This window comes from Collinsella sp. CLA-ER-H4, from assembly GCF_040092395.1.
Lineage (GTDB): Bacteria > Actinomycetota > Coriobacteriia > Coriobacteriales > Coriobacteriaceae > Collinsella.
In genome coordinates this window covers 1-22,793 of record NZ_JBBNLQ010000003.1, presented here as the reverse complement: position 1 = coordinate 22,793, position 22,793 = coordinate 1, and the positions used below count along the sequence as shown (strand labels likewise).

General features: G+C 59.8%; 20 protein-coding genes and 1 riboswitch. Of the genes, 12 read left to right on the top strand and 8 right to left on the bottom strand.

Going from position 1 to position 22,793, the window contains the following annotated elements; genetic code table 11:
• The first annotated feature begins 193 nt into the window (after positions 1-193).
• On the top strand, positions 194-1,945 hold the full coding sequence (locus AAAX34_RS03510; protein WP_349109983.1) for an energy-coupling factor transporter ATPase: 1,752 nt from the start codon (positions 194-196) through the stop codon (positions 1,943-1,945).
• On the top strand, positions 1,938-2,684 hold the full coding sequence (locus AAAX34_RS03505) for an energy-coupling factor transporter transmembrane component T (protein ID WP_349109981.1): 747 nt from the start codon (positions 1,938-1,940) through the stop codon (positions 2,682-2,684). Before AAAX34_RS03510 ends, AAAX34_RS03505 begins: the two co-directional genes overlap by 8 nt.
• Before the next feature lie 125 nt (positions 2,685-2,809).
• Here AAAX34_RS03505 and AAAX34_RS03500 read toward each other — a convergent pair whose 3' ends face one another.
• Positions 2,810-3,556 (bottom strand): aspartate/glutamate racemase family protein, encoded by a 747-nt coding sequence (locus AAAX34_RS03500; RefSeq protein WP_040358337.1) that lies wholly within the window; start codon positions 3,554-3,556, stop codon positions 2,810-2,812.
• 84 nt (positions 3,557-3,640) lie between these two features.
• On the bottom strand, positions 3,641-4,897 hold the full coding sequence (locus tag AAAX34_RS03495) for an ATP-grasp domain-containing protein (protein ID WP_349109980.1): 1,257 nt from the start codon (positions 4,895-4,897) through the stop codon (positions 3,641-3,643).
• Between the two features lie 232 nt (positions 4,898-5,129).
• Between AAAX34_RS03495 and AAAX34_RS03490 the strand changes: the two genes are divergently transcribed.
• Positions 5,130-5,762: an MOSC domain-containing protein gene (locus tag AAAX34_RS03490; protein ID WP_349109979.1), complete on the top strand. Its 633-nt coding sequence runs from the start codon at positions 5,130-5,132 to the stop codon at positions 5,760-5,762.
• A gap of 234 nt (positions 5,763-5,996) precedes the next feature.
• Positions 5,997-7,130 carry a glucosaminidase domain-containing protein gene (locus AAAX34_RS03485; protein ID WP_117745899.1) on the top strand — a complete coding sequence of 378 codons (1,134 nt, stop codon included), beginning with the start codon at positions 5,997-5,999 and terminating at the stop codon, positions 7,128-7,130.
• Between the two features lie 37 nt (positions 7,131-7,167).
• On the opposite strand, the gene AAAX34_RS03480 is transcribed toward AAAX34_RS03485, so the two are convergent.
• The 3 genes from AAAX34_RS03480 to AAAX34_RS03470 all read right to left on the bottom strand — a co-directional run bounded on the left by AAAX34_RS03480 (position 7,168) and on the right by AAAX34_RS03470 (position 9,538).
• Positions 7,168-8,541 carry a protein kinase gene (locus AAAX34_RS03480; RefSeq protein ID WP_349109978.1) on the bottom strand — a complete coding sequence of 458 codons (1,374 nt, stop codon included), beginning with the start codon at positions 8,539-8,541 and terminating at the stop codon, positions 7,168-7,170.
• 98 nt (positions 8,542-8,639) lie between these two features.
• The gene (locus tag AAAX34_RS03475; RefSeq protein WP_117635411.1) at positions 8,640-9,062 is read right to left on the bottom strand and encodes an XRE family transcriptional regulator; all 423 of its coding nucleotides are present in this window, start codon (positions 9,060-9,062) and stop codon (positions 8,640-8,642) included.
• A gap of 32 nt (positions 9,063-9,094) precedes the next feature.
• Positions 9,095-9,538, bottom strand: a complete 444-nt coding sequence (locus AAAX34_RS03470; protein WP_349109977.1) for an FxLYD domain-containing protein — start codon at positions 9,536-9,538, stop codon at positions 9,095-9,097.
• A 306-nt stretch (positions 9,539-9,844) separates the two neighbouring features.
• On the opposite strand from AAAX34_RS03470, the gene AAAX34_RS03465 reads away from it, so the two are divergent.
• The 5 genes from AAAX34_RS03465 (at position 9,845) to AAAX34_RS03445 (ending at position 16,744) form a co-directional block, all read left to right on the top strand.
• Positions 9,845-12,082: an NAD(P)/FAD-dependent oxidoreductase gene (locus AAAX34_RS03465; protein ID WP_349109976.1), complete on the top strand. Its 2,238-nt coding sequence runs from the start codon at positions 9,845-9,847 to the stop codon at positions 12,080-12,082.
• A 21-nt stretch (positions 12,083-12,103) separates the two neighbouring features.
• On the top strand, positions 12,104-13,381 hold the full coding sequence (locus AAAX34_RS03460; RefSeq protein WP_349109975.1) for an aconitase X: 1,278 nt from the start codon (positions 12,104-12,106) through the stop codon (positions 13,379-13,381).
• 14 nt (positions 13,382-13,395) lie between these two features.
• Positions 13,396-13,839: a DUF126 domain-containing protein gene (locus tag AAAX34_RS03455; RefSeq protein WP_349109974.1), complete on the top strand. Its 444-nt coding sequence runs from the start codon at positions 13,396-13,398 to the stop codon at positions 13,837-13,839.
• 110 nt (positions 13,840-13,949) lie between these two features.
• Positions 13,950-15,371, top strand: a complete 1,422-nt coding sequence (locus AAAX34_RS03450; protein WP_349109973.1) for a M20/M25/M40 family metallo-hydrolase — start codon at positions 13,950-13,952, stop codon at positions 15,369-15,371.
• 53 nt (positions 15,372-15,424) lie between these two features.
• On the top strand, positions 15,425-16,744 hold the full coding sequence (locus tag AAAX34_RS03445; protein WP_349109972.1) for an MFS transporter: 1,320 nt from the start codon (positions 15,425-15,427) through the stop codon (positions 16,742-16,744).
• 93 nt (positions 16,745-16,837) lie between these two features.
• On the opposite strand, the gene AAAX34_RS03440 is transcribed toward AAAX34_RS03445, so the two are convergent.
• Together AAAX34_RS03440 and AAAX34_RS03435 are read right to left on the bottom strand one after the other, a co-directional pair.
• Positions 16,838-17,161: a hypothetical protein gene (locus AAAX34_RS03440; protein ID WP_349109971.1), complete on the bottom strand. Its 324-nt coding sequence runs from the start codon at positions 17,159-17,161 to the stop codon at positions 16,838-16,840.
• Between the two features lie 2 nt (positions 17,162-17,163).
• Positions 17,164-18,351, bottom strand: a complete 1,188-nt coding sequence (locus AAAX34_RS03435) for an N-acetyldiaminopimelate deacetylase (protein WP_349109970.1) — start codon at positions 18,349-18,351, stop codon at positions 17,164-17,166.
• A gap of 144 nt (positions 18,352-18,495) precedes the next feature.
• Positions 18,496-18,664, top strand: a riboswitch (Lysine riboswitch).
• 65 nt (positions 18,665-18,729) lie between these two features.
• Here AAAX34_RS03435 and dapA point away from each other — a divergent pair.
• Genes dapA through dapD form a run of 3 tightly spaced genes read left to right on the top strand, consistent with a single transcriptional unit; the run spans position 18,730 to position 22,531 of the window.
• Entirely contained in the window at positions 18,730-21,039 is a 2,310-nt protein-coding gene (dapA, locus tag AAAX34_RS03430) for a 4-hydroxy-tetrahydrodipicolinate synthase (protein ID WP_349109969.1), read from the top strand.
• The gene (gene dapB / locus AAAX34_RS03425) at positions 21,032-21,772 is read left to right on the top strand and encodes a 4-hydroxy-tetrahydrodipicolinate reductase (RefSeq protein ID WP_172544914.1); all 741 of its coding nucleotides are present in this window, start codon (positions 21,032-21,034) and stop codon (positions 21,770-21,772) included. Before dapA ends, dapB begins: the two co-directional genes overlap by 8 nt.
• Positions 21,773-21,811: 39 nt before the next feature.
• On the top strand, positions 21,812-22,531 hold the full coding sequence (gene dapD / locus AAAX34_RS03420) for a 2,3,4,5-tetrahydropyridine-2,6-dicarboxylate N-acetyltransferase (RefSeq protein ID WP_217107736.1): 720 nt from the start codon (positions 21,812-21,814) through the stop codon (positions 22,529-22,531).
• A gap of 140 nt (positions 22,532-22,671) precedes the next feature.
• On the opposite strand, the gene AAAX34_RS03415 is transcribed toward dapD, so the two are convergent.
• Positions 22,672-22,793 (bottom strand): IS3 family transposase (locus tag AAAX34_RS03415; RefSeq protein WP_349110092.1); only part of this gene is annotated, 122 nt, incomplete at its 5' end.

Below are 22,793 nucleotides of genomic sequence, written 5' to 3'. Positions count from 1 at the left end.
ACCCCATCTTGGCGTTCATTCGCCGCTCGCGTACCCAAGTACGCTTCGCTCCTCTTTCGCGCCAACCTGGGGCCCCTCGTAAAGCCGTCTCCGTGCTTCACCACCAAAGACCGTCCCAAACAACGAGCTTTTTTGGGACGGTCTTAAACAACTGGTCATTTAAGACTGTCCCCAATGACTATGAAAGGTATCCATGGAAACGATCATCAACGTCGACGATGTCTCGTTCTCCTATGGCACGCAGACCGAGCAGGCGCTCAGCCACATCTCGCTCAGTGTGAACAAGGGAGATTTCATCGGCATCATCGGGCCCTCGGGCGCCGGCAAGTCCACGCTTGCCGCCTGTCTGTCGGGTGCCGTGCCCCACCACTACACCGGCACGTTCTTTGGGTCCGTCATGGTTGACGGCCACGACACCTGCGAGGTCTCGCTGACCGACGTATCGCAAATCGTCGGCAGTGTGCTGCAGGATATCGACACGCAGATGGTCGCCTCGGTCGTCGAGGACGAGATGCTTTTTGGCCTGGAGAACTTTGGCGTTCCCCACGACCAGATCGAGCAACGTGTGAGCGAGACGCTCGAGACCGTCGGCATCAGCGACCTGCGCGACCGCGAGATCGCCACGCTTTCGGGCGGCCAAAAGCAAAAGGTTGCCATCGCCGCCATCCTCGCCATGCGTCCGCGCGTGCTCGTGCTCGACGAACCCACCGCGGCGCTCGACCCCGCCAGCTCCACGCTGGTTTTCGAGACCCTGCGTGAGGCCAACCGTGCACTCGGCATCACCATCGTCGTCGTTGAGCAAAAGGTCGCCCTGCTTTCGGAGTACTGCAACCGCGTGCTCGTGCTCAATCATGGCGAAATCGCGCTACAGGGCGAGCCGCACGAGGTCTTCGCGCATACCGACGAGCTCCGTGCCATCGGCGTCGACTGCCCTCGCGTCACGCGCATCTTCAATAGCCTCGAGGCCGATGGCCTGGTAAGCGGTACCCCTTGCTTGGATGTCGATGAGGCTGAGCGCCTGATTTCGGGCATCGTCGACCCCGCACACGCGGCCATCGAAGCCCAGACGCCCGCCGGTTCCCCGCATGCACCGTCGTTGCGCCCTCATGCCAAGGACGCCGAACCCGTACTCACCTTCGACCATGTTGAGTTTGCCTATCCCAATGGCGGCGCCGCCGTACACGACCTTAGCCTGACGCTCTATCCTGGCGAGCTCGTGGGCATCGTCGGCCAGAACGGTGCCGGCAAGACCACGCTCACCAAGCTGCTCACGGGCCTGCTCAAGCCCGCCTCGGGCAGCGTACGCGTCACGGGACTGGATACCGCAGCCGCTCCCACGAGCCGCATTGCCCGCGAGGTCGCGACCCTCTTCCAAAACCCTGACCGTCAGATCTGCAAGGACACCGTGCTCGACGAGGTCGCCTTTGGCTTGGAGCTTGGCGGCATGGACCGTGCCGAGGCTCTGCGTCGCGCCCAGCTCGTCATCGACCGCTTTGGCTTGCCAGCCGACGAGGCGCCCTTCTCGCTCTCGCGCGGTCAGCGCCAGATGGTGGCACTCGCCTCTGTCGTGGTCGTAGAGCCCAAGATCGTTGTGCTCGACGAGCCCACGAGCGGCCTTGATTACCGCGAGTGCATGACCGTCATGGAAACGGTGCGCACCATGGCCGAGCGCGGTTGCGCCGTTATCATGGTTTGCCACGATATGGAAGTCGTCTCGGATTTTGCCGAGCGCATTGTGGTAATGGCCGACGGTCGCATCCTCGACCGCGGCCGCACGCACGAGCTATTCTCGAACATCGATCTCATGCGGCGTGCCTACGTGGAGCCTCCCCAGGTTATTGAACTCTCGCGCCGTCTGGCATCTTCCGTCTCGCCCGCTTTTGCGCAGGTGAGCGAGGTCACCGATGTCGTTCGAATTACCAAGGAGATGGTCCACCGTGGTTAACGTCATCGACTACATGCCGGGCGATACGCTGCTGCATCGCCTGAATCCCGTCGTCAAACTGGGCCTCGCCGCCGCCATCATCGTCGGCATCTTCTTGTCCGACACCTACGTGGCGCTGCTGGGCTTTTTGGCACTCACCCTTGCGCTGGGCGCCTATGCCGGCATCGTCGACCGTCTGTTCTCGCTGCTCAAGTTGCTGATTACGCTCGCGCTTATCATGCTGGTGCTCCAGCTGGCCTTTATGCGCGATGGCAACGTGGTGTGGGGTTTTATCACCGACACGGGCCTCATCACAGGATCGAAGGCCTGCCTGCGCCTGCTGGGTGTGGCGTTACCGCTCATCCTCATGCTCATGGTGACCAAGCTCAATGACCTTGCCAACGCCTGCGTCGAGGTGCTGCACGTGCCGTATCGCTATGCCTTCACCTTTACCACGGCGCTGCGCTTTGTGCCGGTGTTTGGTCAGGAGATGAACGCCATCATGGAGGCGCAGACCGCACGCGGCGTCGAGTACGACACCAAGAACCCCATCAAGAAGCTTAAGCTCATGCTGCCACTGTGTGTGCCACTGCTCATCTCGAGCGTGGGCAAGACCGATGCCACCGCGCTTGCCGCCGAGCAGCGCGGCTTCTACCTGCGCACACGCGCCAGCTCGTACAAGCGCTATCCCGTCAAGGGCCTGGACATCGCCGTGCTCATCGTCAGCATCGCCCTCATCGCCATCGGCTTCCTGTTCTAGTTCACCACCGACAGCAACCGCCCAACGCAAAAGGCCTCGGCTCGCACCAAACGAGCCGAGGCCTTTACTGTTTCACCAGATAAAACCTACCAAAATTAACCTGTCCCTTTTTGGCAGGTCGGAAGCTAGAGGCGGTAGGGGGCACCGCTACGGATGATGGATTCGCGCACTAGGACGTCCATGGCGTCGAGGGTGATCTCGGGCATCTCTCGGTACTTTTGCAGCACCGATAGCTCGGTGCAGGCCAGAATGACGCGGTCGCAGCCGCTACGGGCAAACTCCCACATCACGCGATCGAACTTATCCATATCGGGCTCACGTCCGGCCTTCACATCATCGTAGATAAGCGACATCACATCGTTCTGACGTTTCTCGCTGGGATAGACAACCTCAACACCCGCAGCCTTACATTCGCGGCCGTAGACGCCCGCGCCCACGGTTCCGTCGGTGCCCATGATGCCAATCTTGTGCACCGGCTCGGCCGGCATACTCAGGTTGGGGTCGAACTCGCACTCCCCCATCACCGCACCGGCCAGAGCATAGCGCACCGACTCACGCGGCATGTGGATAATCGGCACCTTCGTAAACGACTGGATCTGGTCGTAGAAGTAGTGTGACGTGTTGCAGGGAATGGCAATGTGCGCACAGCCCAGCGACTCGAGTGCCTGGGCACACTCTTTCATGGTCGCCAGCAGCTTGGCATGCTCGCCGGTCTTAATGGCCAGCGTGCGGTCGGGCATGGTCGACTTGGAGAGCACCACCATGTCGATATGTTCCTGATCGCAGGCAGCAGCCGTATGACGCACCACCTGGTCGTAGTAATACGACGTGGCCTCGGCGCCCATGCCGCCGATAACTCCCAGCTTTTCCATCGCCGCCTCCTTGGTGACGCTTGCGCAATTGCGCGTATCATACCCGCGCCCGCCCGATGCAAACCGGACGGGCGCCACGCTCATCTACTTGTAATACGTCTTGAACAGCTTAAAGTGGCGCAGCTTGGTGTGCCACATGCGCAGCCAGCGGTTAAAGACAAAGTCGCCCTTCATAAACGAAGGGTCGGCGCCCTTGCCTTCCTTGTCCAGGCGATGCACCTTAGCGCGCAGCTCGGGATCCTTGACGTATTTGTCGACGACTCCCATGGGGACGACCATCCACAGCGCCTCGTCCTGCGCCGTCACAAACTCCGGCTCAAACGGGCGGTTGAACACATACTCGTCCACCACATACTTGGCAACGTTAAAGCCACTGTTAGTGACGTAGTAGTTGCTGCGGCCCTGGCGCGTGTTGAAATCGAAGAACTTAAACGAGCCGTCGCGCTCGTCGTACTTAACGTCAAAGTTGGAATAGCCCACAAAGTGAAGGTCCTCGAGCAACTTGCGCACGCCGCCCATGAGCTCGTCGTTGGGCTCGGTAATGATACAGGCGTGGTTGCCGACACCGTGGGGCTGATGCTCCTCGAGCAGCACATGGCCCAGGCACATCATGCGGACCTTGCCGTTGCGGTCGGAATAGCTGGTGAGCACGCGCATGTACTCGTCGTTGCCGGGCACGCGATCCTGCAAGATCAGGTCGTCGGTGTAGCCGCTGGCATACGAATCGCGAATGACCTGTTCCAGCTCGGCGCGGTCGGCAATCTCATAGGCCTTCTTCTGGCCCTCGAACTCGTGCTGCCACCACATGATGCCATCAGAAGGCTTCAGAATCATCGGGTAAGGAAAATCGATCTGGTCGAGCACTTCGGCAGGCGCCTCACCCTGGGCATTGAGCATCGCCTTGGTAAAGGTAAACGTGTGCGGATAGGGCACGCCATGCTTCTCGCACAGCTCGTAGAAGATCTCCTTCTTCTGGCACTGCTCAAGCATGCTATAGGGAGCGTAAGGCGCGACGATGTTATCCGCCAACTCATGGGCATCCTTGGCCTGAGCCACGAGGGCAACGTAGTTGTCGCCACAGCCCACAAGGACAATCGTCTTATCGGCATGCGCTTGGGCAATGCCGTTGACGGTTTTGAGCATCACGGGCATGGTATCGATATCCACGTTGGGCGTGTAGTCGATAATCTGGCTGCGGTACGCGGGACCCGTCTGATACTTGCCAAAGACCAGACTCTTGACCCGGTACTCCTCGTAGAAGGCACGCGCCACCGAATAGGCGTTGATGTCGCCACCGAGCAGCACGGGAATGAACTCGCGCTCTGTAAATTGCAATGCCATGGAAACTTCCTATCATGAACTGCCCACACAACGGGCGGTCTTTGCGCAACTGATTTATTCTAGCGTGCCAAGCCGCCGGCGCCCAAAGCTCCACCGTATCTATGGCAATCAACGTAATTGTCCAGCACGAAGGCCAGCACGAAGACGGCGCTCACCGTTGTATGACAATGGGCAATGAACCTACCATTGTTGTAGGATTCAACATGTTGCCCGCCCCGTCGAAAGGTGCACCGTGCCCCAGGCTCATCCGATCAACAACCCCATCATTGACGCCGCCAAGCGCGAACTTGCGGATCGTGCCCAGACGGCAGTTCCCCTACGCACCGCAAACGATGCTTACAACGGGCCTGCCCGTATCGTCTCAATCAACACGTCGGAGCACAAAGGCACTCGCAAGTCGCCCGTCGCCGATGGACGCGACACCGTCATCGAGCAATTTGGCCTCGCTACCGATGCGCACGCCGGACATTGGCACCGCCAGGTCTCTTTTTTAGCCGCGGAGTCCATCCAGACGGCGCAGGCACGCGGGCTCGACGTACACGAGGGTGACTTTGGAGAGAACTTCACCACGCAAGGCATCAATCTACTCTCGCTCCCCCTGGGAACGCAGCTCAAGATTGGCAACGATGTCCTGGTCGAAATCAGTCAGATCGGTAAGGTCTGCCACACCCGCTGTGCCATCTACTATCTCGCCGGCGACTGCATCTTTCCCCACGAGGGAGTTTTTGGCGTGGTGCTAAAGGGCGGAGAGGTCCATACCGGCGACGAAATCCAGGTGGTCAAGCTCGGCGACGGCACTTGCTCGTTCACCCCCGCCGAGGCGCTCGAAGAGATTGAGCAGGCTCGCCAGGAGGGCACGCTGTAGTTGTAAAACCCCACGTTGAGATAGCTTTTACAGCCCAAAGCTCCTCTTAAACAGGCCCCCGTAACGTTAAAGTTGAACTCTATGGTTTCTCAACAATTCATCATAACTGCAGGTCAAAGCCAAAGCCTCAAGTTCAACTTGACCCTTTGGAACCTTTAAGGTTCAAGTTGAGGTCGAAAGCAGTAGTAGAATACCGTTCGAACCATAACCTACGATTGATTGCAGAGGGACTGGATGCAGCATTCGAATCATCGCACCGCAGCGCTCATTGCGTCGAAGCCGGCTCGTATCATCACGAGCGCCGCGCTCGCCGTTGCGCTGACGGCCTCGCCGATGCTCTCCCCCGTTGCGGCGTATGCCGCCTCGCAGGCAACGCAGGACCAGCTTTCCGCAGCCCAGCAGAAGATCGAAGCCGCCACGAGCGCCTACAACGACGCCCGCACCAAACTCGATGACCTGCAAAAGCAGATTGACTCCAATGAGGCAAGCATCGAGGAAATCGAGGCTAAGCTTCCCGAGCAGCAGGCCAAGGCAAGCTCCGCCATGCGCGATCTGTACAAGTATCAGAAGGGCACCAATCCCATCGTGAGCTTCCTGGTCAACGCACAGAGCCTGGGTGAGTTCATCACGACCTGCAAATACACCAACCAGATCACGAGCTCGAGCGTCGACGAGATCGAAGAGCTCAATAACATGCAAACCGAACTCGAGCAGAACAAGGCCGAGCTCCAGCAGGCCAAGTCACAGCTTGAGGCAGAGCAGAAAAACGCCGAGGATGCGCTGACGCAGGCCCAGCAGCTCCGCAGCGAGGCACAGGCAAAAGCCGAGCAGGAAAATGCCGCCGAGCTTGCCAAGCTTGAGGCCGATAAGGCCGCTGCCGCCGAAAAGCTCTCGGGCGAGGGCGTAAGCGGCAGCAATTCCAGCAGCCAGGCCACCAACACCAACACCACCATCGACACCACGGTGAACAACGCCAATACCGGTAGTTCCGATTACGATTCGTTCATTAATGAGTGGACGAGCCGCATCGACAATTATCTCGCCGGCTCCCCCATGGCAGGCCAGGGCTATAACTTTGCCGTCGCCGCTTGGAATACCGGTGTCGACCCCCGTTGGTCCCCCGCCATCGCCTGCATCGAGAGCACCAAGGGTGCTTATTGCGCCAATTCTTACAACGCCTGGGGCTGGAGTGCACGTGGCGGCGGTTGGCGCAGCTTTGGCAGCTGGAGCGAGGGTATCTCCGCTCACGTTGCCTATCTGGGCGCCAACTACGGCTCCACCCTTACCCCGGCTGCGGCCAAAAAGTACTGCCCGCCCACGTGGCAGGACTGGTACAACAAAGTCGCCGCTCAGATGAACCGCATCTAAGTGCAACTGCAAAGGGCCCCAACGGGGCCCTTTTCTTTTAGGTAGCGGAGGTATCGACGACGCCGGTCGCATTGGCAACCGCGACTATGACGATCATGCATAGGAGCAGCACACCCAATGCCTTGAGCCAGAGCTTCGCGAGTTTCTTGCCGCGATAGCTGTCGAGCAGTGCGAATCGCCGACGAAGACGGCGCTTATCGAGCAGCGCAAAATGCATAAGCACCATAAGGCCATCGACAAAGAAAAAATACTCGATTATGAGAAGCCACGTCGGGTAGCTTTGGTTTGCTCCCGTGGGGTGAAAGACGGCAAAGTGACTTCCGGCAAAGAACACAAGCAGCGAGAAGCAGACGAGCGTATTCCAAATACGCCCCAGAGACTCCGGAACGCGAGAGAGCAGACCGCATGCAGCGGAGGCGGCAGGCCTAGGAAGCCCTGTGGGGTTCTGGAGCCCTTGGGGCGTCAACACCGTCTCCGAGGCCGGAGTACGGACAGGCGCAGGCGCAGGAGGCCGCACGGGGCGACTTAGATCGTATGCCGCGCGCGTCGCCCGTCCCAACGCTTCCGCGCTCGCAAAACGCTTGGCCGGGTCGAGCGCCATCGACATGCAGACGGCATCGGCAAGTGGAGTGGGAATGCCGCGTGCCTCGCATTGCTCGCGCATGTCGAGCCCTGGTTTAGGGTCGACTCCCGTCAAGCAGAAGAACAACAGGGCGCCAAGTGCGTAGACGTCGCTTCGCACGCTCGTCTGCCCAAACCCATACTGCTCGGGCGGCGCATAGGGCCGTGTCCCAAACTTGACGGTATCGGCATCGGCGCCATCGCGCCATACGCGCGCGATCCCCAAGTCGATAAGCGATGAAAACGTCAGGCCGTCATCAGGCGTATAGTTGGCACCTGTCACGATGATATTCGACGGCTTGAGGTCGCGATGGATCACCGGCGCCGAAGCCTCCCCCGCCATTGCAAAACCGGCATGGAGCTCGCCCACGGCGTCGCAAAGGACAGGATACAATTCACGCGCATAATCGGGAGCGGCTCCCAGACGGTCCACCAGCGCCCCGAGTGTCTCCCCTTCGATGTATTCCATAACCACGTTGAGCTCGTCGCCCACACGACGACAATCGACGATTCTGGGCAGGTGCTCAAAACGCCTGCCCGCCCGCTGAGCGGCAAACAGACGCTCGTATGCCCCGCCGATTTGAGCCGAAGCATCGATGCGTTTACGGACAAAGGGGCCGAGCGAACCACCACCGGTTCCTTCAAAGTACACGAGCTCGGTTGTTTCAACGGACGAGCGCTTAAGTACACGCTCCACGCGATAGCTGTCGTCGCGATCGAGCGACGCCAGGTGCTCGGCAAGCGCTGCGGTCAGCTCGTCATTGAAATATGTTGGGGTCTGAGTATCCATAGCCTCCATCATAGCGCAGGGCGCAGACACCCCATGGCATCCGCGCCCCGTTCGTTTGCATCGTTGTTCGACAGCTCCGCCGGCTCAGATATCAGCCGCTAACTCACCGTCTCCTCGCCAAAGCGATACAGTTCCTCGTTGACCTTTTGGAGGCTGCACCCGCGATCGATGCAAAAGATGATAATCGCATCGCGGCGGTCCTTGCAGTTAAGGACGCTTACCCCGGCAGCCGTCAGCGCACGGTTGGTCTCTTTGAGCGTCAGCGCCATCGCAAAGGCAATCTGCAGCACCTTATTGCGACTCGGATGACGCGCACCGGTAAAGATCTGATAGCCAAAGGTCTCATTGAGATCGGCCATACGAACCACGCGCGAGCGCTCCAAGCCCTTTTCCTGCAGTAGCTGCTTCAGGTAGTCCGAAAGCGACGGGGCGGCAAAGTCGTGCTCCCTGATATAGCCATCGATGTTCGGCGCATCGAGAAGCTCATTGAGCAACTCCTCGGTCAGCTTTTTATCGGGCATACGACTTCACCTCTCCCAGTGCATGCAACATGCTAGAAACCGCTCACATCCGAGCGTTCCCAATTGGCGACCTGATCGGGAGACACCGTACCCAGCGCCTCGAACTTCCAGGAGCCACCCGCCTTCAGATGATTGGTGTTTGCAAGAGCCGTTCCAACCTGGTTGCCGTCAGCATCATACAGAACATACTCAATCTGAATGTAGCTCTTTTCCTTGTCCGTGTTATTGGTCAGCGTACCCGTGATCTTATAGGCAAACTGATTGGAGGTGTCTTCAGCCTCGTCAGCAATGGTATACGGTTCTTGCGGTTCTTTTTGCTCCTCAACCTGCTGTGTCGTCTCGGCAGATTTTGCCGAATCGCTCGCAGACGAATCGGTTGAGTTGCCGCCCATAGAGCCCACGGCACCGGCAATAACCAGCACCACGATGACGCCTAGGACAATCTTGCCAATCGGCTTCTTTCCCTCTTTTGCCATTACGCATCCTTCCTACGATCCGGCTACTGTGCCGGCACGCAGCACATCGTAGGAGGCAGCGAACTCAAATTCATTAGCTGGGAGCTAATGTCGGACACAGCTTGCCATCTAACACTCATTAGTCCTTTTCTTCCTTCACCGAACTCATGCCTTTGTTGTTGACTATTAAACATTTAGACGTAAACTGCTTTGTTACCTTGTCAACATCTGAAAGGAACCTCATTGGGAAAAGACGTACTGGTACAGCAACTCGTCGACTCATTCGACAGCTGGCCCGCCAAAAAATCCGGTTGTGGATCGTCCCGCATGACACAAGAGCTCTATCCTTTTGACAAGCTCTTCTCTCCCATCAAAATTAACAAGCTCACCGTCAAAAACCGCATTGTCATGGCACCGATGGGCAATATCGACATGTGCGAGGAAACTGGCCGCCCCAGCGACATGATGCTGCAGTACTTTTTCGCCCGCGCCAAAGGCGGCTGCGGCCTCATCACAACAGGGCTCGTGCCGGTAAGCCACGGCATCGATACCACGGTCACCGAGCTGGACAAGCTCACCTATTTCCCGCGCATCGATCGAAGCCGAACCGTTATGGCAGGCTGGCGCGACCTTGCCCAAGGCGTCCATGCCTTCGGATCGCGCATTTTTGTCCAGCTTACGGCTGGACTCGGCCGCGTGGGCAACCCGCAATGCCTCATCACGCAAAAGAAGTTTCCGGTCTCGGCGAGTTTCTTGCCTAACTACTACATCCCCGCCATTCCATGCATGCGCCTCTCGGACCAAAAGCTGCGCCGTATCGTAAACAATATCGGCCAAGCGGCGGCCGATGCCCATGCCATGGGCATCGATGGCGTCTATTTGCACGGACACGAAGGCTATCTTATCGAGCAGCTCGGAAACCCCGCCTTTAACCATCGCAAGCTCGGGCGTTATGCCGATTGGCGTCAATTTGGCCTCGATATGGTCAAAGAAATCCGTCGCCGCGTTGGGCCCGACTACCCCATCATGTACCGCATCGACCTTTCGCTTGCACTCGAGGAAACCTATAACGAGCAGGTCATGAATTCGACCTATCTGGGACGCATGCGCGGCGGCCGCACGGTCGAACAGACCCTGTGCTATATGGAAGAGCTCGTGACGGCAGGAGTAGATATCTTTGACGTCGACCTGGGTTGCTACGACAACTGGTGGATGCCCCACCCGCCTGCGAGCATGCCCGCAGGCTGCTTCGTTCCCGTGGCGCGCGCCGTTCGGGAGCGCTTTGCCGCCGACAATATCCGCTCCAATGCCGGCCTTCCCGTACCCGTTGTCGCGGTGGGTAAGTTGGGCTACCCCGACATTGCCGAACGCGCCCTTCGCAATGGCGACGCCGATATGATCATGCTCGGACGCCCGCTGCTTGCGGATCCCGAGTGGCCCAACAAGGCGTACGCCGGTCGCGTGGCAGATATTCGCCCCTGCATCGGATGCCAGGAAGGATGCCTCAACGAGTTTGTCGAAGGGGGCCATCCGCAGTGCGCTGTCAATCCACGCTGCAGCTTTGAATACCTCATGCCCCAGACACCCGCTCCCGCCATAGAATCCAAACGCATAGCGGTGGTAGGAGCCGGGCCCGCCGGGATGGTCTGCGCGCTAATCGCTGCACGTCGTGGCCACGACGTAAAGCTCATCGACGCCGAAGATGGACTTGGAGGAAAACTCCTCTCCGCCAGCGCCGCCCGGATCAAGTTCGACCTCGATAATTACCGCTCCTATCTTGTTCGACAGGTGCGCGAGCAGGCAGAAAAACCCAACGGGAACCTGGCACTCGAGCTTGGACGGGCAGCACGCGCCGAAGATCTTGCAAAAGCAGGCTTCGGCGCAATCGTGTGTGCGACAGGCACTTCCAATGCGATACCGCCCATCCCCGGCCTTACGGAGCTTGCAGCATCGGGCCATGCCGTGCAGGCAACGCAGCTACTGCGCCAACCCGCGCTGCTTGGCAACGCCAAAACCGTCGCCATCATTGGCGGAGGGGCCGTGGGCTGCGAGGTTGCCCAATGGCTCACCGTCGAACACGGCATACCGCAGGTCAGCGTAATTGAAATGCTGCCTCACATGATGCAGGGCGCCTGCACGGCAAATCGCGGCCACCTACTCCATACGCTCAGGGGACGTAATGTGCGGCTCTTCAATATGACACGCGTCGAGCGCGCGGAGGTCGGCGGCAAGCGCGAGTCTGGAGCCCCATCGAGGTACGCGCGCCTCCACTTGAGTCGCAACTGCCACAAAAACGTTCCCGACCCCTACGTCTCGTGGTCACCGGTCTTGCCCGAGAACGTCGAAAACCCGCTTGCACCCAAAATCGGCAACGACTGGAAGCCGCTCGAGCTAACCTGCGACCTGGTAATCATTGCCTGCGGCGGACACCCCGACGACGCACTGTTCTACAAACTGGAGCAGACGCACGCCGCAAACGAGCTGCATAACATCGGCGATGGGTTTGCACCCGGCCGTGTGCTCGAAGCGGTCCGCGCGGCATACCGACTCGGCACCAATATCTAACACGAAAGGATAGGCTCACAGATGAACCTGACTTCCCAACAACAAGCCCTGCTCGACGGCGCCAAGGGCCCCGCCATGGCCAAAGTGGTCAAGACCCTCGTTATGTACGGCGAATGCTTTGGCGCCGAGCGCATGGTTCCCGTGACCGGCGCAAACGGTCATCTTGTCACAAGTTTTGGCCTCTCCATGCTCGGTCCAGTCTATGACCTTATGGATGAACTGCTGAAAGACGGCGCCCTGTCCGGTCAGTCATTCTCGGTCGACCCGAGACCCCTCGACCCCGCTGTCCCGGCCAACCCGCTGCAAAAGCTGCTGTTCAAGATTATGTATTCCAAACAAGACGATTATGAGGCACAGCTGCGCAGCATGGGCCTGTTGGACAGCGATGCTTTCACCTGCACCTGCTACCAGCCCGAGGTTGGCAATCGACCTCGGCGCGGCGACATCCTAAGCTGGGCAGAAAGCAGCGCCGTGGTCTTTGCCAACTCCGTGTTGGGCGCTCGCTGCAATCGCAACTCCGGCATCATCGAGATGTTCGGCTCAATTGCCGGCTTTGTCCCGGAATTCGGCCTGCTCACCGATGAGGGCCGCAAGGCGACCTGGATCATCGAAGTCGACTGTAAGCGCAAGCCCGAAGCGCAAGTGCTTGGCAGCGCCATTGGCATGAAGGTGATGGAAGACGTCCCTTACATTAAAGGCCTCGACCGCTGGCTTGGCCGCGAACTCACACCCGGCACGCAGGACTACCTTAAGGACATGGGCGCTGCCAGCGCATCGAACGGCGCTGTCGGGCTCTACCACGTGGACGGCATCACGCCCGAGGCCGTCGAACAAGGCGAACAACTCATAGCACCAGACGCCCAAATCTATCGCATTGACGACGCCGAGCTGGAACGCATCCGCTCGAGCTACCCCGTTATGTGGAAGAACCCGGACGCGCGCCCCAAGCTGGCCTTCATCGGCTGCCCCCACCTCTCGTCTGCACAACTCGCCCACTGGGCAGACGCCATCTGCGATGGGTTGAGTGCCTCCGGCAACTGCCGCGTACAAGTACCCACCGTACTGACCGCCGCCCCATCCGTGGCAGACGCCTTCCGCAAGACTGCGGCATACAGGCGCCTCTCGACTACCGGCGCCGTCGTCTCGAGCATCTGCCCGCTTATGTACACCAACAACCCGCTGTGCGGCAGCATGCCCATCATCACCAACTCCAACAAGTTGCGTACGTACTCGGCATCGCGCTACTACACCGACGACGAGGTGCTCGCCTACGTCACCACCGGAAAACCAATCAAATAGGAAGGCGACTCCTCATGAAGAAAATCTTTCACGGCCGCGTCGTTGTCCCCGGAACTGCCCACGCCAAGGCACTTGTCTCTCACGGAGGGCTCAACACACTCGCATCGTTTCAGAAGGCACTGATGTTTGGCGACAAAAAGGCCACGTGTTCCGACCAAAACAATCCCGACTTGTACGGCAAACCTTTGGCGGGATGTGCCTTGTGCCTTCCGCAGACCATCGGCTCCACCACGGGCGGCATGGTGCTCTTCTGCGCCACCAAAATGGGGCGCCAACCCGCATGCCTGCTGTTTTCCAAACCCATTGACAGCCTTGCCGCCGCTGGCGCGATCCTCTCGGGTGTATGGACCGACACCCCCATGCCCACCATTGACAACCTGGGCGATGAGTTTCTCGATGCCGTGTCGACGGGAGACGCCATCACCGTGGGCGAAGACGGCACGGTCATCGTCGGCTAAGGCTATCCGACCCGCCGCCCGCAGATGAACAACGTGTTTCGCCGTTTCCCACACGCGGTGCGGGCGATAATCTTGACGTATTCGATATACAACACGAAAGGAGTCCCACCATGGGAGCATCGGTATCGGTCGCACAGGGCGCGCCTCTTGATGCAGGCACCTACAAGGCAGACGAGGTAGCCGTCGAGCGCTTTTGCGAATTGCTGCGCATCCCCACCGTTTCGCGTGAGAACATCGCCGAGCGCGACGATGAGCCCTTCAGCCAGTGGATTCCCACGCTTCAGCGACTTTATCCGCATTTCTTTAAAGTCGCCGAGCTCACACGCATCGACGACTTTGGCGTGCTCCTGCGTTGGCCTGGCGCCGATTCCGCCTTGGACCCCATCGTCATGATGGCGCATCAGGACGTCGTGCCCGTCGAGGGCCAGGACTGGGAACACGATCCCTTTGGAGCCGAGATTTTCGACGGCGAGATCTGGGCACGCGGATCACTCGACACCAAGTGCATCGTCTCGGCTTTCTTCGAGGCCGCCGAGCACCTAATCGATCAGGGCTTCGTTCCCCCGCGCGATGTCTGGTTCTTCTCGAGCGATGGCGAGGAAATCGCCGCGCCTACTGCAACCCGTGCAGTGCAGTGGCTTCGCGAGCATAACATCCATCCCTATATGGTGCTCGATGAGGGCGGCGCCGTGGCAACCGATGCACCGCTCGGTGTCACCGAACCCGTTGCCATGGTAGGCGTGTCCGAGAAGGGCCATGTCGACCTTACCGTCACGGCGCGCGCCGACGGCGGCCACGCTTCTACGCCAGCGGCAAACGATGCCTGCCGTCTTCTCTGCCGTGTATGCGAGACCATCTCTGCCAACCCCGGCAAGCCGCAGCTTACGCCTGCCGTCGAGGCCACACTGACCGAGCTGGGTGCCCGCAGCAGCGCGACGTTTCAGACAATCTTTGGCAACCTCTGGCTCACACGCCCCGCGGTTACCAAGATTATGGCCGCCAGCCCCGAGACCTCGGCCATGCTGCGCACAACCTATGCGCTCACGCAGCTCGAAGGCTCCAACGCGCACAACGTGCTGCCACCAGTCGCTCGCGCCAATTTCAACGTGCGCATCGCTCCGTTCGAGACCATCGCCGATGCCGTTGAGCGCGCTCGCAAGCTCGCCGCTCAGCAGTGCCGCGCCTCGGGCGTAAGCCCCGATCACGTCACCGTCGAAATCAACGAGGCGATCCCCTACACCGAACCCGCACCTATCTCGCCTTACGAAGACGATGCCGCCTTCAACTACATCCATCGCTGCGTGTCGGGTGTCTATCCCGAGGCCGGCTTTGCTCCCTACGTGCAGAACTCCTGCACCGACTCGCGCGAGTTCAACGAGATCTGCGATCGCGTCTACCGCTTCTGCGGCTTTATCTACTCGGGCGAGGCGCGCAAGCTCATCCATGCCGCCAACGAACGCATCGGTGTCGATGTCTACAAACGCGGCGTCGAATTCTATGTGGCGTTTCTCGCCAACCTTGAACAGCTGTAGGACGGGAGGGCCGATAGCGCCCCTCCCCGCTTTTACCGACCAGGAGAACCAGCATGACCCAACCAAATCTTAAGCGGGCGGCCCGGCTCGACACCAAGGCCGTTGCCCTCGCCTCCCTACCCTTTATGGGCATGATCAGCTTTTGGCAGGTCTACGACGGCATCGTTCCTAAGATGCTCACGGGGACCTTTGGCCTATCCAACTCGCTCACCGGCGCGATCATGGCCATCGATAATGTCTTTGGCCTGTTCCTGCTTCCGCTCTTTGGCATCCTCTCGGACCGCTGCACAAGCAAACTCGGGCGCCGAACGCCCTTTATCTTGGGCGGCTCCGCGGTGGCAATGCTCTCCGTCCCGCTCATCGCGATCGCCAACAACATGGGCAGCCTGCCTCTGCTCATCGGCGCGATTATTCTCACGCTATTGGCAATATGCGCCTATCGCACCATGACGGTTGCCATCGTGGCCGATATTACGCCTCGCCCACTGCGAACCAAGGCGGACTCGATCGAAAAGATCGTCGGCTATGCGGGGACGGGCCTTATGCTCGTCGCCATCTCGGTCATGGTTCCCAAGGCCCACAAACCCGATTATCTTCCGCTCTTTATCTTGCAGGCCGCCTTTATCCTCGTGTCGGCCGTTGTCTATGGCATCTTTGTCCGTGAGCCCGCCCTCGTCGAAAAGATGCGCGAGAAATCGCTGTCAATGGGCATCGACGAGGATCAGATTGACAAAGATGACTCCCCCGAGGCCGGCGGTAAAGATCGCGTTGCAGACGCCGGCGTACGCCGCTCCATCATCATGCTGCTCGCTGCAACGTTTTTCTACTACATGAGCTATAACGCCATGACCACCAATATCAGCCGTTATGCCGATATGTTCTACGGCATGGAGGGCGGTTCCTACGCCATCATCAATATCGTGACGATTGCAGGCGCGCTGCTAAGCTACGTACCCTTGGCAAATCTTTCACTCAAAATCGGCCGCAAAAAGGTCGCCCTGGGCACCGCCGTCATCATGGTTTTGTGCCCCGCGCTTCTTTGGCTGGCACCCGGCTTCTCACCCGTGTTGTACGGCGTCTTTTTGTTGATGGGCGTCGCGTTGGGCGGCGTGGACCTGTGCGTGTACACGATGATTCTGGAGTGCTGCAGCTCCCAAAGCGTGGGCCGCTACTCCGGTTACTACTACACCGTGAGCATGGCGGCTCAGGTGGCGACACCAATTCTCTCCGGCATCGTTATGGACGTGGCGCCGTCGATGCTCTTCGCCTACATCACGGCAATGGGCATGATTATGGCCGCGAGCATTGCCGCCGCCAAGCACGGCGATGCCATCTTGATCGACGAGGTCGCTCGCCGCGAGGCAGCAAAGTAGGAGACCGAATTAACTACCGTGCGAAAGGGGTCGGATGGGCAAAGCGCCCATCCGACCCCTTTTTCGTTTCATCCTCAAGAGGCTCGTCGAAAACTACCCCACCGTGACGGATTCCCCGGTAAAGGCACTGATCATCAACAGGACAAAGAAAACAAGGTAGCTGGCACTCAGCAGGTACGTAATGATCAGAAAGACGACCCAGCCGACATTGGTTTTACCGTCGGCACGGCGTTGCTCGCGATTGCGGCAGAGCCAAATCGTCACGCCGATGGCAGTGATAAACAGCACGAGCGCCGCCGCGGCAAGCCCGGCAAGCGCAAACATCACGCCAATGCTCACAGCAATAACCGGAAGCAGCAGCAAACCGCACCCGCATCCACCCGGACTATATACGGCAGACTGTCGGCGTCGTTCCATCGTCACTCCATCACAAGCAATCGTTTATAGACATCGAGGCCTTTGAGTAGGATTTCCTCGTCGAAGAGCATGCTATCGGCATGCAGAGCGCTTGTGGCATAGGCGGGGCAGCCATCCGAATCACTCGGGTTGTCTTGGTCCTCTGGCATACCCGTGCCCAGCAGGAAGAACACGCCCGGCAGATGGCGCTGATAGAAGGCGAAGTCCTCGGCAATCAGCAAAGGCTCATCCACGAGCTGCAGCTCGGGCAAGGCAGACGCGACATTGGCAAATAACTCGGGGTCGTTGTCGACCGGCGGATAGCCCTCGGCAAAATCGAGATCGTACGTGCAGCCCGTTGCGGCGCAGGCATCGTCCAGCACGCGGCGCACGCCCTCGCGTGCCCGGTCGAACATGTCGTCTGTAAACACACGCAGGCTGCCGGCAACATGGGCCTCCCCCGCCACCGTGTTGCAGACGGTACCGGCCTGCAGCAGACCAAACTTGCCGATACAGGGCTCGTCGGTGCCCAGCTCGTCCATCAGCTCGCGCTCGGCAACCAAAAACTTCGCTGCCGCCAAGGCCGCATCGTGCGACTCCCCAACCGGCACACCATAGGTCTTAGCAATATGGATACTCGTACCGTGAATATGGATGTGTGTCTCGCTCGAACGCGCCAGCAGCGGGCCGGAACAACTCGCCAACGTGCCGGCAGGCAAATCGGGCCACACGTGAAAGCCAAAAATTCGGTCGACCCCATAGCGCTCGAACACGCCGCTCTCGCATACCGTCTTGGCGCCACCGGTCGTTTCCTCGGCCGGCTGGAACACAAAGAGCACGTTGCGCCTCATGGCGCCCGGCTGCTCGCGAATCGTGCGGTCGACATACGTCGCGGCGGCAAGTGCCATAGCCATGTGTCCGTCATGCCCGCAAGCGTGCATCTTGCCGGGATGCGTCGAGGCAAAGGCCGCACCCGTTGCTTCGACAATGGGTAGCGCATCCATGTCGGCGCGAATCGCCGTGGCATGCGTGGCACCAACGCCAGAGTCGAAGAAAGCACAGACGCAGCTGGGGCACGGATGGGTCACCTCGCAAGCGAGCGGTGCCAGCACGCCCTCGATATAGGCTATGGTTTGCGGAAGATCGAAATCGAGCTCCGGAATGCGATGCAGGTCGCGGCGATAGCGACGGAGTTCTTGGAGCTCGATCATAGAGGATCCCTTCGTGAGGCATATCTGTTGCAACTTATTGTGATGCAGGATTGTGGCACACATGTTTCCAGCATATTGCTGCATTTTTTAAACGTTATATACGAATACTCTTGTTTGGTAAAGTGCAACGTGGTAGGGTCGTTACCACTTGATAGAGGCGCGGGCACGAAGAACCGCGGGCGAGCCGGCAGGCTTTGACCCCGCGGGGAGGCGAAACCCGCCGAACTGGGCTTTTCGGGCACGAAAAACCTGGTGGGCCTGCGGGAAACACCCACAGGACTGTCTGCAGCAATGCGGGAGCGCTATCCGGACATTGGGTCCACGCTATGCGGACTCGATGCGCAGATGGCGCCGTCTGGATAGCGAGGTTTACGGGACATGGCATTGACCCCCAACGAGGCATATGCGGCCAAGCAGCCGTTTGTGGACAAGGAGACGCTCGAGCATATCGTCGAGCAGTTCCCCACGCCGTTTCATCTATATGACGAGGCGGGCATCCGCCGCAACATGCAAGAGGTGCGCGATGCCTTTGCATGGAACCCGGGCTTTAAGGAATACTTTGCCGTCAAGGCCAATCCCAACCCGGCGCTCATTTCCATTCTCAACGAATACGGCTGTGGCTGCGATTGTTCAAGCTACACCGAGCTCATGATCGCCCGCTCGCTGGGCATCACGGGACACGACATCATGTTCTCGTCCAACGACACGCCGGCAGCGGACTTTGAGCTCGCCGACAAACTGGGCGCCATCGTCAACTTTGACGACATCAGCCACATCGAGTTCTTTGAGCGCGTTGCGGGGCCCATCCCCAAGACGGTCAGTTGCCGCTTTAATCCGGGCGGACTGTTCCAGCTCTCCAACGGCATCATGGACAACCCGGGCGACTCCAAATACGGCATGACCACCGAGCAGCTCTTCGAGGCCTTCCGCATACTCAAAGCCAAGGGCGCCGAGGACTTTGGCATCCACGCATTCCTTGCCAGCAACACCGTCACCAACGACTACTACCCCAAGCTCGCGCGCATCCTCTTTGAGCTTGCCGTGCGCCTGGAGCGCGAGACCGGCGCACACGTCGCCTTCATCAATCTGTCCGGCGGCGTCGGCATCCCCTACCTGCCCGAGCAGCAGGCCAACGACATTCGCGCCATCGGCGAGGGAGTACACGCGGCATACGACGAGATCCTGGTTCCCGCCGGCATGGGCGATGTGGCCATCTGCACTGAGATGGGCCGCTTTATGATGGGCCCCTACGGCTGTCTGGTCACCAAGGCTATCCACGAGAAGCAGATCTACAAGGACTATATCGGTGTCGATGCAAGCGCCGTCGATTTGATTCGCCCTGCCATGTATGGCGCCTACCACCACATTACGGTGATGGGTCAGCCGGGCGGCGCCGACAAGGCCACGGCGCCCGTCACGAACACCTATGACATCACGGGCAATCTGTGCGAGAACAACGATAAGTTCGCCATCGACCGCGAGCTGCCGCATATCGACATGGGTGACCTGCTTGTAATCCACGATACCGGTGCGCATGGCTACTCCATGGGCTACAACTACAACGGACGTCTGCGCTCCGCCGAGGTCCTGCTGCGCCCCGATGGCGCGGCCGACCTCATCCGCCGCGCCGAGCGCCCGGGCGATTACTTTTCCACGCTCGACGTGCTGCCGTGCGGCCGAGAGCTGCTGGCCAAGTCGCGCGCCGAAAGCGCCCGCCGTCGCGCCCAAGACGAGCGCCTGGCAGTCGCAGCTCAATGGAACAAACGCATCCAGATCGCGGAGGCGAAGGAGAAGAACATGGACATCCGCAATCTCGAGGGCTCAATCGTCGCCCTGGTTACGCCGTTTAAAAAGGACGGCAGTGTCGACTTTGACGCGCTCGAGCGCCTTATCGATTTCCACTTGCAAAATGGCACCGACGCCATTCTCACCCTGGGCACCACCGGCGAGAGCGCCACGATGACCGATGACGAGGACAACTCCGTCGTCGCCGCCGTGGTCAAGCATGTTGCAGGACGCGTCCCCGTCATCGCCGGCTCAGGCTCCAACTCCACGCAGACCATGCTCACCAAGTCGCTTACTTACCAGGGCTTGGGAGCCGACGGCCTGCTGCTCATTACCCCCTACTACAACAAGTCCAACGAAGAGGGTATCTATCAGCACTTTAAGACCGTCGCCGATGCCGTTGACATCCCCTGCATCCTGTACAACATCCCCGGCCGCTGCGGCTGCGGTATCAGCGAGCGCAACGTAGAGCGCCTAGCCGCGCACCCCAACATCATGGGCATCAAGGAGGCCTCGGGCAACGTCGCCTACGCGGCCAAGATCGCCCACCTGCTGTCCGACGATTTCCGCATGTACTCGGGCGAGGATGCACTCACAGTGCCGCTCATGAGCCTGGGCGCTTCGGGCACCATCAGCGTGTGGGCCGACGTGCAGCCGCAGCTTGTACACGACATGTGCCGCGCTTATCTGGACGGCGACGTAGCGCGCGCCCGCGATATCCAGATTGCCGGCCAGCCGCTCATCAACGCCCTCTTTAGCGAGGTCAACCCCATCCCCGTCAAGGAAGCGCTCGCCCAGATGGGCATGATCGAGGCAAACTACCGTATGCCGCTGTGCCCCATGGCAGACGACACGCGAGCCGCACTTACCGATGCTCTGAAGGGAGCTGGTCTACTTGATTAAGACCGTCATTATGGGAACGGGCCGCATGGGCTCGCTCATCCGCACTACCGCCGAAGGCATTGTCGACGCCGCCGGGCAGCCCGTTTTTGATATCGTGGCCCAGATTGGCTTCGATTTGAGCGAGCTCGAGAACGCACCGGCTGCCGACGTCATCATCGACTTCTCGAACGTCGCGACCTTCGACGCCGTCGTCGCCTATGTCGAGCGCACGGGCGCGGCGTTGGTCTCAGGCACCACAGGCTACACCCCCGAGCAGATGGACCGCCTGCGTGAACTGGGCCAGAACACCCGCGTTATGCACTCGGGCAATTACTCCATCGGTATCGCAGCCCTGCGCCATCTGGTAGCGCAGGCTACACGCGAGCTGCCCGGCTTTGACTGCGAAATCGTCGAGACGCACCACAACCAAAAGGTCGACGCCCCCAGCGGCACTGCCAAGCTACTGCTCGACGCCGTCGTCGAAGCCGAGCCCGAGGCAGGCTACCACCCCGTCTATGGCCGCGAGGGCATGTGCGGAGCACGCGATCCCAAGGAAATCGGTATGCACTCGCTGCGCGGCGGCACCGTCGCCGGCGTGCACGAGGTGAGCTTCTTTGGCCAGGACGAGGAGGTCACGCTCACCCACCGCGCCACGAGCCGTCAGATCTTTGTCAACGGCGCCTTGGCAGCCGCGCAGAAGCTCGTCACCCGCGAACCCGGCTTCTATACGTTCGACAAGGTCATGTTTGCCTAACCAGGTATCAACCGAATCCACCCAAAGGAGAGATAGCAAATGAGCAACGCAGCCGAGATGGATGCACAGGAGATTATCAACTACATCGCCACCGCGCCCAAAAAGACGCCCGTCAAGCTGTACGTGCGCGAGAAGCCGGGCATGAAGGTTGCCTGGGGCGACGCACATGTCTACGGCGGCCGTCGCGGCAAGACCGTCTTTGGCGACTGGGACGAGCTCAAGACCATCCTGGACGCCAATGCCGATTCCATCGATTACTACGACGTTGAAAACGATTGCCGCAACTCCGCCGTGCCCATGCTCGACCTTAAGGGCATCAACGCCCGCATCGAGCCGGGCGCGATCATCCGCGACCGCGTCGAGATTGGCGACCGTGCCGTCATCATGATGGGCGCCATCATCAACATCGGCTCCGTTATCGGCGAGGGTTCCATGATCGATATGGGCGCCGTGCTGGGCGGTCGCGCCACCGTGGGCAAGAACTGCCACATCGGCGCCGGCACCGTGCTGGCAGGCGTTGTGGAGCCCGCCAGCGCCACGCCCGTCATCATCGAGGACGATGTCATGATCGGCGCAAACGCCGTGGTCCTGGAAGGCGTGCACGTGGGCAAGGGTGCTGTAGTTGCCGCCGGCGCCGTGTGCGTCGAGGACGTCCCCGCCGGCGCCGTCGTGGCCGGTGTCCCCGCCCGCGCCATCAAGATGCGCGACGAGAAGACCGACAGCAAGACCGGTCTCGAGGAAGGCTTACGCCGGCTCTAGAGGCGTGTCAACCTGCAAGGAAATGCAGTTCTAAGCAAAAAGGCCGAAGCTCCATTGTGAACTGCCTCCCATTTCTTGGACATGAGAAATGGGAGGCTTTTGGAGTGGGAAGGATAAACTGGACTTTCTTTTAAGGATCCTCAAGCGTATTGCCGCTCGTATTCCACTGGAGACATGTAGCCCAGGGTGGAATGCATGCGCACCCTATTGTAATAGAGCTCTATGTACTTGAAGATGTCCTGCTTGGCCTCGTCCCTCGTCC